The organism is Pseudomonas sp. TE3911 (assembly GCF_054062775.1).
This window is the reverse complement of record NZ_JBSSFP010000001.1, coordinates 4,477,268-4,488,664: the sequence shown is the minus strand read 5'-3', so window position 1 is coordinate 4,488,664 and position 11,397 is coordinate 4,477,268. Positions and strand designations below refer to the sequence as shown.

The following is an 11,397-nucleotide window of genomic DNA, read 5'->3' as shown; positions in this document are numbered from 1 at the left end:
TGTGTTCGATTAGTTAAGCAGTGAGTTAGAAGTGGTTGGCTTAACTAAGTGGCAGCCCACAAGGCAACGGTTCAATTTTTATGTTGGCGTTTTATGTGCAATTTATTTTTAAGTATAGGTCTGCTTCGTTCGGGGGCAGCTGTATCGGCATCGCCCTCTTTGATAGCGGTGATCCTATTAAAGTGTGGTTTGTTTGACGGGCGCCGCTTGGCGTTATTGCATTGATGGAATGACAGGCAAAAAAAAGCGCAGCCATCAGGCTGCGCCGTTTTTATGAATTGAAACGGTTACTGCAAGACTTCGATCACCCCGTCGGCGCTCATGTTGACCTGGCTGGTACCGGCCTCGACTTCCGGCGTCGGTGCAGAATCCATCTCGGCGGCTTTCATCATCATCGCCCCGCGTGCGTAGGGTTGTGGATAACCATTGGTGTTGAAGTTCAGGTTGACGATTTTGTAACCCTTGCCGCCCAGGGCGTCGGTGGCCAGTTGTGCGCGCGCTTTGAAGGCAGCCACCGCGTCCTTGAGCAGGGCGTCTTCGCTGGCCTTGCGGGTGCTGTCGGCGATCGCGAAATCCATGCTGTCCATTTTCAGGGTGCTCAGCAGCTCGCCTGTGAGTTTGGACAGTGCCGGGAAGTCCGCGCTTTCCAGACGCAGTTCGGCACGTTCACGCCAGCCGGTAATTTTCTGGGTCTTGTTGTCGTAGATCGGGTAGCTGTTGCGGCTGCCCTGGCGCAGAGTCACAGCCTTGACTTCACGAGCCTGGCCCAGCGCTGTGTTCATGGCGGTGGTGATAGTGGCGGCGAGTTTGGCCGGGTCACTGTTCTGGGACTCGGTGTAGAGCGTAACGATCATCTTGTCGCGGGCCACTTCCTGGCTGACTTCGGCACGCAGAGAGATCTGGTTGTAATGCAGCTCATCGGCGGCCAGCGCCGGAAGGCTGGCCAGCGCGCTGAGGGTGAGAACGGCTGCACTGCGATTGAAACGAGACATGGAAGCTCCTTGGGATATTCGTGTTCGGTATGACTGTAGACGGCGACGTGGGGTTCTTCGGGTTTACACAATACAAACAAATTGTAGAAGGGCCGTTTGCCAGGCTCAGCGACTGCGCCTTGCCGGGTGGAAGCGGTGGGCCTGTAGCTGAAGTTCCATTTCAGAGCTTCCGTAACCAGCCCTCGGTCCTGCTGTGATCAATTACAGTCATGGGCACCTCCTGAGTGACGCGTGGGAAATGCGCCTTGGGTGGTCCGTCGTTCACAGCGGTTCCTGAATGAATGCCGCAGAATATGTGTGCGAAGGTGCTGTGGCGGTTTGCCGCACGCACCCTGCCATCGTCGTGTCTTGGTTATACTCGATGCGATCTACCAGCTGCGCTCACCGGGAGAGCTCATGCTCGCCGCCGTAAAACTGACTTCCGCCACCCGCCAGAATCTCTGGCGCCTGACGTTCATTCGTACCCTTGTACTGGCCGCACAGGCCGGTTCGGTCGGGCTTGCCTATTGGTTCGACCTGCTGCCGCTGCCGTGGTTACAACTGGGCGTGACCCTTGGTTTCTCTATCGTGCTGTGCGTGTTCACTGCCATCCGCTTGCGCACTACATGGCCGGTGACCGAACTCGAATACGCGCTGCAACTGGCCTGCGATCTGTTTATCCACAGTGTGTTGCTGTATTTCTCCGGTGGCTCCACCAACCCGTTCGTGTCTTATTACCTGGTGCCGTTGACCATCGCCGCCGTGACGTTGCCGTGGCGCTACTCGGTGGTGCTGTCGGGTATCGCCCTGACCCTCTACACCTTGCTGCTGGCACAGTTCTACCCGCTGCAAACGTTCCCAATTGCCCGGGAAAACCTGCAGATCTATGGGATGTGGCTGAGTTTTGCCCTGTCTGCCGCCGTTATCACCTTCTTCGCCGCGCGCATGGCCGAAGAACTGCGCCGCCAGGAAGAACTGCGCGCCATTCGCCGTGAAGAAGGCCTGCGCGACCAGCAACTGCTGGCCGTTGCCACCCAGGCCGCCGGAGCCGCCCACGAGTTGGGTACACCGCTGGCCACCATGAGCGTGCTGCTTAACGAAATGGTTCAGGACCACCCCGATCCTGCGCTGCAAGAAGACCTCGGCGTATTGCGCGAGCAGGTCAAGCAGTGCAAGCAGACTTTGCAGCAATTGGTGCGCGCCGCCGAAGCCAATCGCCGCCTGGCGGTGGAGATGCAGGACGTGACACAGTGGCTCGACGAAGCGCTCAACCGCTGGCACCTGATGCGTCCCGAAGCCAGTTATCGTTTCAGTCTGCTGGGGCAGGGCACCGTACCGCGCATGGCGCCGCCGCCGGACCTGACTCAGGCGCTGCTCAATCTGCTGAACAATGCTGCCGACGCCTGCCCGGAAGGCCTTGGCGTACAGTTGGATTGGGACGCAGAAAACGTGACCATCAGCATTCGTGACCACGGCGCCGGTGTGCCGCTGGCCATTGCCGAGCAGATCGGCAAACCTTTCTTTACCACCAAGGGCAAAGGCTTCGGCTTGGGCCTGTTTTTGAGCAAGGCCAGCGTGACCCGCGCGGGTGGCTCAGTGAAGCTCTATAGTCATGAGGAAGGCGGTACGCTCACCGAGCTGCGCCTGCCCCGTGTTGCACGAGGAGATATCGATGAGTGACGAGATCCAAGTCGAAGGCGAAGAACTGCCGCACCTGCTGCTGGTAGATGACGACGCTACCTTTACCCGCGTGATGGCGCGCGCCATGAGCCGTCGCGGCTTTCGTGTGAGCACCGCAGGTTCGGCTGAAGAAGGCCTGACCATCGCACAGGCCGATTTGCCGGACTACGCCGCGCTCGACCTGAAGATGGACGGCGACTCCGGTCTGGTGCTGCTGCCCAAGCTGCTGGAACTCGACCCGGAAATGCGCGTGGTGATTCTCACCGGTTACTCCAGCATCGCCACCGCCGTCGAGGCCATCAAGCGCGGCGCCTGCAATTACCTGTGCAAACCGGCGGACGCCGACGATGTGCTGGCCGCCTTACTCTCCGAGCATGCCGACCTCGACACCCTGGTGCCGGAAAACCCGATGTCGGTGGACCGCCTGCAGTGGGAGCACATTCAGCGTGTCCTGACCGAGCACGAAGGCAACATCTCCGCTACCGCCCGCGCCCTGGGCATGCACCGCCGCACCCTGCAACGCAAGCTGCAGAAACGTCCGGTACGACGCTGAACCTAGGCTGAACAACCCGCTTCAGGCCGCACGGAGCCCTGAACCGATCAACTATGATCGGTTCAAACGCCTGCCTTCTTTCCTACGAGCCTGAACGATGAATCAGAACGCTGAGTACTCTGCGGTCAACGACGCTGTTCGTGGGCAATTTTTTCGGCGAACCTGGGCGATGATCACGCCCTATTGGCACAGTGAAGAGAAAGGTAAGGCCTGGTTGTTGCTGGCAGCGGTGATCGCCCTGTCGCTGTTCAGCGTGGCGATTTCCGTGTGGCTCAACCACTGGTACAAGGACTTCTACAACGCCCTTGAGAACAAAGACACCGCCGCTTTCTGGCAGCAGATCGGCTATTTTTGCGGCATCGCAGCGGTGGCCATTCTCGCCGCGGTGTACCGTCTTTACCTGACGCAGATGCTGACCATTCGCTGGCGGGCGTGGCTCACTGAAAAGCATTTTGCGCGTTGGCTAAGCCAAAAAAACTACTACCAGCTGGAGCAGGGCGGTTACACCGACAACCCGGACCAGCGTATTTCGGAAGACCTCAATAGCTTCACCTCGAACACGTTAAGTCTTGGCCTCGGGCTGCTGCGCAATGTCGTCAGCCTCGTGTCGTTCTCCGTCATCCTGTGGGGCGTGTCGGGTAGCATTGAAGTGTTCGGCATCACCATCCCCGGCTACATGTTCTGGTGTGCGTTGGTTTACGCCGGTGTCGGCAGTTGGTTGACCCATCTGATCGGTCGCCGCTTGATTGGCTTGAGCAACCAACAACAACGTTTCGAAGCTGACCTACGTTTCTCCATGGTGCGGGTGCGCGAGAATGCCGAGAGCATTGCCCTGTACAACGGCGAGCCCAACGAGAACCAGCGCTTGAGCGCGCGTTTCGGCAAGGTCTGGCACAACTTCTGGGACATCATGAAGGTGTCCAAGCGCCTGACATTCTTCACCGCCGGCTATGAGCAGATTGCGATTGTCTTTGCATTTGTCGTGGCCGCGCCACGGTACTTTGCCGGCAAGATCGAACTGGGTGAGCTCATGCAAATCAACTCGGCGTTCGGCAACGTGCAAAGTAACTTCAGCTGGTTTATCAGCGCTTACACCGACCTGGCCGCCTGGCGTGCTACCAGTGACCGTCTGCTGAGCTTCCAGCAAGCCATGAGTGAAAACGAGCAACGCCCGGCAGCCATAGAGGTCAGCGCGGAGGGCGAGCGTCTGGTAGTGCAGGGCTTGGGCATGAACCTGAGTGATGGTCGCCACTTGCTGACCGACGCCAACATGATTGTTGAACCAGGCCAGCGCCTGATGCTCAGCGGCCGTTCCGGCAGCGGTAAAAGCACCTTGCTGCGCGCGATGGGCCATCTGTGGCTGGAGGGTTACGGCAGCATTCGCATGCCGGCGGCGCGTTATCTGTTCCTTCCGCAGAAGCCCTACCTGCCGATTGGTACGTTGAAATCCGTGTTGAGTTATCCACAGGACGACAGCACCTACCCGGCAGAACGTTATGCACAGGTCCTGCAAACCTGCCGCCTGCCGCACCTGGTCACGCGTTTGGACGAGGCCAACCACTGGCAACGCATGCTTTCACCGGGCGAGCAACAACGCCTGGCCTTTGCCCGTGCCTTGCTGTTCGCGCCGCAATGGCTGTACATGGACGAAGCGACTTCCGCGATGGATGAAGAGGATGAGGCGACGCTGTATAAGGCGCTGATTGATGAGTTGCCGGGGCTGAGCATTGTCAGTGTCGGCCACCGCAGCAGCCTCAAGCGCTTCCATGGGCGGCATGTGCGCATCGAGGCAGGGTGGCTTCAAGAACAGCCCGTGGCCTGAAAACCAATGTGGGAGGGGGCTTGCCCCCGATAGCTGTGTGTCAGTCTGCACATGTATCAACTGATCTACCGCTATCGGGGGCAAGCCCCCTCCCGCAAGGGCGAGGCCCAACAAAAAGCCCGGTTGATCATCGATCAACCGGGCTTTTTTATTGCTTGAAAATAACTTACTTCTTCAAGCCGTAATGCTCATCCAACATCCCTGGGGCGTTTGGCGTTTTTGGCGCGTAGTCCCGTGGTGGCTCCTGGTTTTCCCGAGGTGGGGTCAGGCGTTCCCGCGGAGTTTGCGGTGCATCGGAATGCAGCGCAGCCAGCAGACGCTGACGAGTGATGTCGTCGAGGGCGAGGCGATTGGCGCCATCGGCGAGATGATCCTGTACTTCCTGATAGCTCTGAGTGAGCTTCTTGACCAGGTTTGCGGTGCTGTTGAAGTGGGTAACAACCTCGTTCTGATAACTGTCAAAACGTTCCTGAATGTCATCCAACTGACGCTGCGTGCGGTTAGGCGCGGCATTCGGCAGCAGGCGAGCAACCAGGAATCCAATGGCGACACCGGCAACCAGGGCAAGAGTCGGCAACAACCAAACTAAGAGCGAGTGTTCCACGAGTCCTTCCTCTATAAACGGCTTTGCTTTACGTTAACGGCTCAAACCTGCGCTGTATACCGCGATTAAGCTCGCAATGATGCCATGCACAGACTTTTAGCTAGACGAGTCGACCCTTTGAGAGGTCACGGAGTTCATTCCTTGCTCATGCGTGAAACCCCCGTTTTGATCGATGGCCCGGTAGGCCAATTGGAAGCCCTGTACCTGGATCACCCCGAGCCACGTGGCCTGGCGCTGATCTGCCACCCTAATCCGGTGCAGGGCGGGACCATGCTCAATAAAGTCGTTTCGACCCTGCAACGTACCGCCCGCGACGCCGGTTTGATTACGCTGCGTTTTAATTACCGTGGCGTCGGTGCGAGTGCCGGTACCCACGACATGGCCACTGGCGAAGTCGACGATGCTGAAGCGGCCGCTACCTGGCTGCGGGAAAAACATCCCGGACTGCCGATGACCTTACTTGGTTTTTCCTTCGGTGGTTATGTGGCAGCCAGCCTCGGTGGTCGCCTGGAAGCCAAGGGCGAAAAACTCGCACACCTGTTTATGGTCGCTGCCGCTGTGATGCGCCTGCGCGACACGGATGTACTGCCCCAAGGCTGCCCGTTGACCCTGATCCAGCCGGAAACCGACGAAGTGGTCGAGCCGCAACTCGTCTACGACTGGTCCGCGGCTCTGAATCGCCCCCATGAGCTGCTGAAAGTGGCAGAATGCGGACACTTTTTTCATGGCAAGCTGACCGATCTCAAGGATCTGGTACTGCCGCGCCTCTCGAATTGATAGCAGTCTGATAAGCGATTACCCATGACGACTCGTACCCGTATCCTCACCGGCATCACCACCACTGGCACGCCGCACCTGGGCAACTACGCCGGTGCGATCCGCCCGGCGATCCTGGCCAGCCAGGACGCCAACGCCGATTCCTTCTACTTCCTGGCCGACTACCACGCCCTGATCAAATGCGATGACCCGCAGCGCATCCAGCGCTCGCGCATGGAAATCGCTGCGACCTGGCTGGCCGGTGGCCTGGATGTGGATCGAGTGACCTTCTACCGGCAGTCCGACATTCCAGAGATCCCCGAGCTCACCTGGCTGCTGACCTGCGTCGCCGCCAAGGGCCTGCTCAACCGCGCCCACGCCTACAAGGCCTCGGTGGACAAGAACGTGGAAACCGGCGAAGACCCGGACGCGGGCATCACCATGGGCTTGTACAGCTATCCGGTGCTGATGGCGGCCGACATCCTGATGTTCAACGCACACAAAGTGCCGGTCGGCCGTGACCAGATCCAGCACGTGGAAATGGCCCGCGACATCGGCCAGCGGTTCAACCACCTGTTCGGCAACGGCAAAGAATTCTTCACCATGCCCGAGGCGTTGATCGAAGAAAGCGTCGCCACCTTGCCGGGCCTGGACGGCCGCAAGATGTCCAAGAGCTACGACAACACCATCCCGTTGTTCACCAGCGCCAAGGACATGAAAGACGCCATCTCGCGGATCGTCACCGATTCGCGCGCACCTGGCGAAGCCAAGGACCCGGACAACTCGCACCTGTTCACCCTCTATCAGGCGTTTGCCAGCAAGGCCCAGGAAGAAGAGTTTCGCGGCGAGCTGCTGCAAGGCCTGGGCTGGGGCGAGGCCAAGAGCCGTCTGTTCCAGCTGTTGGACGGCCAACTGGGCGAAGCCCGCGAACGCTATCATCAACTGATGTCGCGCCCGTCGGACATGGAAGACCTGCTGCTGGTCGGCGCCAAGAAGGCCCGTGCCGTGGCCGCACCTTTCCTCGCCGAGTTGCGTGAGGCGGTTGGCTTGCGTTCATTCGTCGAGCAGGCTGCTGCTCCCGTCAGCACCAAGAAGAAAGCCGCAAAAGCAGCGCGCTTTGTGAGCTTTCGCGAAGACGACGGCAGCTTCCGCTTCCGCCTGTTGGCTGCCGATGGCGAGCAACTGCTGCTGTCGCGCAACTTTGCCGACGGTAAAGCCGCTGGCGCAGTGACCAAGCAGCTGCAAAGTGGCGTGATGCTGGACGTGCGTCCTGAAGCCTTGGGCTTCAGCGTTTGGCTGGACGGCGCGGCCGTGGCCGACAGCGCTCAGTTCGCCGACAGCGCGACCCGCGATGCCGCCATCCAAGCGTTGCGCATCGCGTTGACCCCAATCGAGGATTAACCCGACCAAGGGTTGATTGCCATTATCCAGGGCCGTCGTTACAGTGACGGCCCGTTTTTGTTGCCTTGCTAACGAAATTATGACGCCCCTAGAACGATATCAAGCTGATCTGAAACGCCCTGAGTTCTTCCATGACGCGGCCCAGGAAACGGCGGTGCGTCATTTGCAACGTCTGTACGACGACCTGGTTGCGGCCTCGCAAAGCAAGCCAGGGATGCTCAGCAAGCTGTTTGGCAAGAAAGACCATGCGCCGGTCAAAGGCCTGTATTTCTGGGGCGGCGTGGGCCGTGGCAAGACCTATCTGGTCGACACCTTCTTCGAAGCGCTGCCGTTCAAGGAAAAGGTCCGCACCCACTTCCACCGCTTCATGAAGCGTGTGCACGAAGAGATGAAGACCCTGCCGGGTGAGAAAAACCCGCTGACCATCATCGCCAAGCGCTTCTCCGATGAAGCGCGGGTGATCTGCTTCGATGAATTCTTCGTCTCCGATATCACCGACGCCATGATCCTTGGCACCCTGATGGAAGAGCTGTTCAAGAACGGCGTGACCCTGGTCGCCACCTCGAACATCGTGCCGGACGGCTTGTACAAAGACGGCCTGCAACGTGCGCGCTTCCTGCCAGCCATCGCGTTGATCAAGCAGAATACCGAGATCGTCAACGTCGACAGCGGTGTTGACTACCGCCTGCGCCATCTGGAGCAAGCGGAGCTGTTCCACTTCCCGCTGAATGAAGCCGCCCACGAAAGCCTGCGCAAAAGCTTTCGCGCGCTGACGCCGGAATGCACCCAGGCGGTGGAAAACGACAAGCTGATGATCGAGAACCGCGAAATCATCGCGCTGCGTACCTGCGATGACGTGGCCTGGTTCGAATTCCGCCAGTTGTGCGACGGTCCGCGTAGCCAGAACGACTACATCGAACTGGGCAAGATTTTCCACGCGGTGATCTTGAGCGGCGTGGAACAGATGAGCGTCACCACCGACGACATCGCGCGTCGTTTTATCAACATGGTCGATGAGTTCTACGACCGTAACGTGAAGCTGATCATCTCGGCGGAAGTCGAGCTCAAGGACCTGTATACCGGCGGCCGCTTGAGTTTTGAGTTCCAGCGCACACTGAGCCGCTTGCTTGAGATGCAGTCCCACGAGTTCCTGTCGCGCGGGCACAAACCCTAAGACCGACACAGTAAAAAATGCGGGAGGGGGCTTGCCCTCGATAGCGGTCTTTCAGTAACAGATGCACTGACTGATCCGCCGCTATCGGGGGCAAGCCCCCTCCCGTATTTGCTTACGCGGCCTGCTGGAACTGCTGGCGATATTGGTTTGGCGACAACTCCGTGTGTTGCCTGAACAACCGCGCAAAGAAACTCGCATCGTCGTAACCCACCTCATAACTGATGGTCTTGATGCTCTTGCGACTGCCCGAGAGTAGGCCCTTGGCCGTCTCGATACGCAGTCGTTGCAGGTAATGCAGCGGCTTATCGCCGGTGGCGGTCTGGAAGCGCCGCATGAAGTTGCGGATGCTCATGCCGTGCTCCCGGGCGACGTCTTCGAAGCGGAATTTGTCGGCAAAATGCTCTTCGAGCCAATGCTGGATCTGCAGGATGATCACGTCCTGGTGCAGCTTCTGCCCACCAAAGCCGATACGCCCCGGCGAGTAGCTGCGCTGCACTTCGTAGAGAATGTCACGGGCCACGGCCTGGGCGATGTTGGCGCCGCAGAAGCGTTCGATCAGGTAGATATACAGGTCGCACGCCGAGGTAGTGCCACCGGCGCAATACAGGTTGTCGGCGTCGGTGAGGTGCTTGTCCTGGTTGAGCTGGACCTTGGGAAAGCGTTCGCTGAATGCATTGAAGAAGCGCCAGTAGGTGGTCGCCTCCTTGCCATCGAGCAGTCCAGCTTCGGCCAGCCAGAACACCCCGGTGGCTTCGCCACAGAGCACGGCGCCGCGAGCGTGTTGGTCACGCAGCCACGGCAGCACTTGGGGGTAGCGGGTGCACAGGGCGTCGAAGTCATCCCAGAAGGCCGGTAATACGATGATGTCGGCGTCTTCGAGGCCGCCGTCCACGGGCATGATCACATCGCTGAAGCTGCGCACCGATTGCCCATCCGGGCTCACCAGGCGTGTTTCAAACGCCGGCGTCAGGCCCAGGCCTTGCTGTTTGCCATAACGCAGGCTTGCTAGGTGGAAGAAATCCTTGGCTTGCATGAGGGTCGAAGCGAATACCCGATCAATGGCCAAAATGCTGACGCGCCTCAGGGGCGTGGAGATTTGGTTAGACATAATTTCATTTATTCTTATAGGGGAAAGTGGTCACCAGACGGCTGGATCGTCTTATTTTTTGTCGCATGTGTCCAGTGTCCTGTCATGCTTTCGCGGCATAGGCTCTGTGGGCTTGTTTTTGTCCGACAATCCACGCAGGTGACCCATGATTCCCAGAACTTTGTTCAGTCCTGAGCACGAACTCTTTCGCGAGAGCGTGCGCACCTTCCTCGAAAAAGACGCTGCGCCGTTCCATGGGCAATGGGAAAAACAGGGGTATATCGACCGCACTCTATGGAGCAAGGCAGGGGAGGCGGGGATGCTGTGCTCCCATCTTCCAGAGGCGTATGGCGGGTTGGGTGCGGACTTTCTCTACAGTGCGGTGGTGATTGAGGAGATCAGTCGGCTGGGCCTGACCGGTATTGGTTTCTCTCTGCATTCGGACATCGTCGCGCCTTATATCCTGCATTACGGCAGTGAGGCGCTGAAGCACAAATACCTGCCCAAATTGATCTCCGGCGAGATGGTCACCGCCATCGCGATGACCGAGCCGGGTGCCGGTTCCGACCTGCAAGGGGTCAAGACCACCGCCGTGCTGGATGGCGACGAGTATGTGATCAACGGTTCCAAGACCTTTATCACCAACGGCTATCTGGCCGAGCTGGTAATCGTCGTGGCCAAGACCGATCCCAAGGCCGGCGCGAAGGGTACCAGCCTGTTTCTGGTGGAGGCTGACACGCACGGCTTCGCCAAGGGCAAGCGGCTGGAGAAGGTCGGCATGAAGGCCCAGGACACCTCGGAGCTTTTCTTCCAGGACGTGCGGGTGCCCAAGGAAAACCTGTTGGGCCAGGCGGGCATGGGCTTCGCCTACTTGATGCAGGAACTGCCCCAGGAGCGATTGACCGTGGCCATCGGCGCGATCACCTCAGCCGAAGCGGCGTTGCAATGGACGCTGGAGTACACCCGTGAACGCAAAGCGTTCGGCAAAGCGATTGCCGATTTCCAGAACACGCGGTTCAAGTTAGCGGAGATGGCGACTGAGATTCAGATCGGCAGAGTGTTTGTCGATAAATGCATGGCGCTGCACCTGGAGGGCAAGCTGGATGTGCCTACAGCTGCGATGGCTAAGTACTGGGCCACTGACCTGCAATGCAAGGTGCTCGACGAATGCGTGCAGTTGCACGGCGGTTACGGCTTTATGTGGGAGTACCCGATTGCACGAGCCTGGGCGGATGCTCGGGTGCAGCGGATTTATGCGGGGACCAATGAGATCATGAAGGAGATCATTGCGCGGGCGCTTTGATTTTTTGCTGGTCTTGGAGCGTCATCGGGGGCGAGCCCCCTCCCAC

Annotated in this window: 10 protein-coding genes; 7 read left to right on the top strand and 3 right to left on the bottom strand. The window is 59.0% G+C overall.

Features of this window, described 5'->3' with window-relative positions; genetic code table 11:
* Window positions 1-287 precede the first annotated feature (287 nt).
* Window positions 288-992 carry an SIMPL domain-containing protein gene (locus ACVWXD_RS20405; protein ID WP_095183826.1) on the bottom strand — a complete coding sequence of 235 codons (705 nt, stop codon included), beginning with the start codon at window positions 990-992 and terminating at the stop codon, window positions 288-290.
* A 396-nt stretch (window positions 993-1,388) separates the two neighbouring features.
* Between ACVWXD_RS20405 and ACVWXD_RS20400 the strand changes: the two genes are divergently transcribed.
* The 3 genes from ACVWXD_RS20400 to ACVWXD_RS20390 all read left to right on the top strand — a co-directional run bounded on the left by ACVWXD_RS20400 (window position 1,389) and on the right by ACVWXD_RS20390 (window position 5,026).
* Window positions 1,389-2,651 carry an ATP-binding protein gene (locus ACVWXD_RS20400; RefSeq protein WP_032886234.1) on the top strand — a complete coding sequence of 421 codons (1,263 nt, stop codon included), beginning with the start codon at window positions 1,389-1,391 and terminating at the stop codon, window positions 2,649-2,651.
* Complete coding sequence (locus tag ACVWXD_RS20395) at window positions 2,644-3,204, top strand: response regulator transcription factor (RefSeq protein WP_003171731.1); 561 nt, start codon at window positions 2,644-2,646, stop codon at window positions 3,202-3,204. Before ACVWXD_RS20400 ends, ACVWXD_RS20395 begins: the two co-directional genes overlap by 8 nt.
* 97 nt (window positions 3,205-3,301) lie before the next feature.
* The gene (locus ACVWXD_RS20390; protein ID WP_442116529.1) at window positions 3,302-5,026 is read left to right on the top strand and encodes an SbmA/BacA-like family transporter; all 1,725 of its coding nucleotides are present in this window, start codon (window positions 3,302-3,304) and stop codon (window positions 5,024-5,026) included.
* 166 nt (window positions 5,027-5,192) lie between these two features.
* On the opposite strand, the gene ACVWXD_RS20385 is transcribed toward ACVWXD_RS20390, so the two are convergent.
* Window positions 5,193-5,630: a YhcB family protein gene (locus ACVWXD_RS20385; protein ID WP_032886236.1), complete on the bottom strand. Its 438-nt coding sequence runs from the start codon at window positions 5,628-5,630 to the stop codon at window positions 5,193-5,195.
* Window positions 5,631-5,777: 147 nt separating this feature from the next.
* Here ACVWXD_RS20385 and ACVWXD_RS20380 point away from each other — a divergent pair, with 147 nt between their 5' ends.
* The 3 genes from ACVWXD_RS20380 to zapE all read left to right on the top strand — a co-directional run bounded on the left by ACVWXD_RS20380 (window position 5,778) and on the right by zapE (window position 8,961).
* Window positions 5,778-6,407: an alpha/beta hydrolase gene (locus tag ACVWXD_RS20380; RefSeq protein ID WP_095183828.1), complete on the top strand. Its 630-nt coding sequence runs from the start codon at window positions 5,778-5,780 to the stop codon at window positions 6,405-6,407.
* A 24-nt stretch (window positions 6,408-6,431) separates the two neighbouring features.
* Complete coding sequence (locus ACVWXD_RS20375; protein WP_122755587.1) at window positions 6,432-7,787, top strand: tryptophan--tRNA ligase; 1,356 nt, start codon at window positions 6,432-6,434, stop codon at window positions 7,785-7,787.
* 79 nt (window positions 7,788-7,866) lie between these two features.
* The gene (gene zapE, locus ACVWXD_RS20370) at window positions 7,867-8,961 is read left to right on the top strand and encodes a cell division protein ZapE (RefSeq protein ID WP_457371280.1); all 1,095 of its coding nucleotides are present in this window, start codon (window positions 7,867-7,869) and stop codon (window positions 8,959-8,961) included.
* Window positions 8,962-9,073: 112 nt separating this feature from the next.
* Here zapE and ACVWXD_RS20365 read toward each other — a convergent pair whose 3' ends face one another.
* Window positions 9,074-9,994 carry a GlxA family transcriptional regulator gene (locus tag ACVWXD_RS20365; protein ID WP_177326430.1) on the bottom strand — a complete coding sequence of 307 codons (921 nt, stop codon included), beginning with the start codon at window positions 9,992-9,994 and terminating at the stop codon, window positions 9,074-9,076.
* A 220-nt stretch (window positions 9,995-10,214) separates the two neighbouring features.
* On the opposite strand from ACVWXD_RS20365, the gene ACVWXD_RS20360 reads away from it, so the two are divergent.
* The gene (locus ACVWXD_RS20360) at window positions 10,215-11,351 is read left to right on the top strand and encodes an acyl-CoA dehydrogenase family protein (RefSeq protein WP_099601127.1); all 1,137 of its coding nucleotides are present in this window, start codon (window positions 10,215-10,217) and stop codon (window positions 11,349-11,351) included.
* Window positions 11,352-11,397 lie beyond the last annotated feature (46 nt).

Coding starts and splice junctions, on each gene's coding strand:
- ACVWXD_RS20405 (WP_095183826.1), bottom strand. CDS start 992: ATGTCTCGTTTCAATCGCAGTGCAGCCGTTCTCACCCTCAGCGCGCTG.
- ACVWXD_RS20400 (WP_032886234.1), top strand. CDS start 1,389: ATGCTCGCCGCCGTAAAACTGACTTCCGCCACCCGCCAGAATCTCTGG.
- ACVWXD_RS20395 (WP_003171731.1), top strand. CDS start 2,644: ATGAGTGACGAGATCCAAGTCGAAGGCGAAGAACTGCCGCACCTGCTG.
- ACVWXD_RS20390 (WP_442116529.1), top strand. CDS start 3,302: ATGAATCAGAACGCTGAGTACTCTGCGGTCAACGACGCTGTTCGTGGG.
- ACVWXD_RS20380 (WP_095183828.1), top strand. CDS start 5,778: ATGCGTGAAACCCCCGTTTTGATCGATGGCCCGGTAGGCCAATTGGAA.
- ACVWXD_RS20375 (WP_122755587.1), top strand. CDS start 6,432: ATGACGACTCGTACCCGTATCCTCACCGGCATCACCACCACTGGCACG.
- zapE (WP_457371280.1), top strand. CDS start 7,867: ATGACGCCCCTAGAACGATATCAAGCTGATCTGAAACGCCCTGAGTTC.
- ACVWXD_RS20365 (WP_177326430.1), bottom strand. CDS start 9,994: ATGCAAGCCAAGGATTTCTTCCACCTAGCAAGCCTGCGTTATGGCAAA.
- ACVWXD_RS20360 (WP_099601127.1), top strand. CDS start 10,215: ATGATTCCCAGAACTTTGTTCAGTCCTGAGCACGAACTCTTTCGCGAG.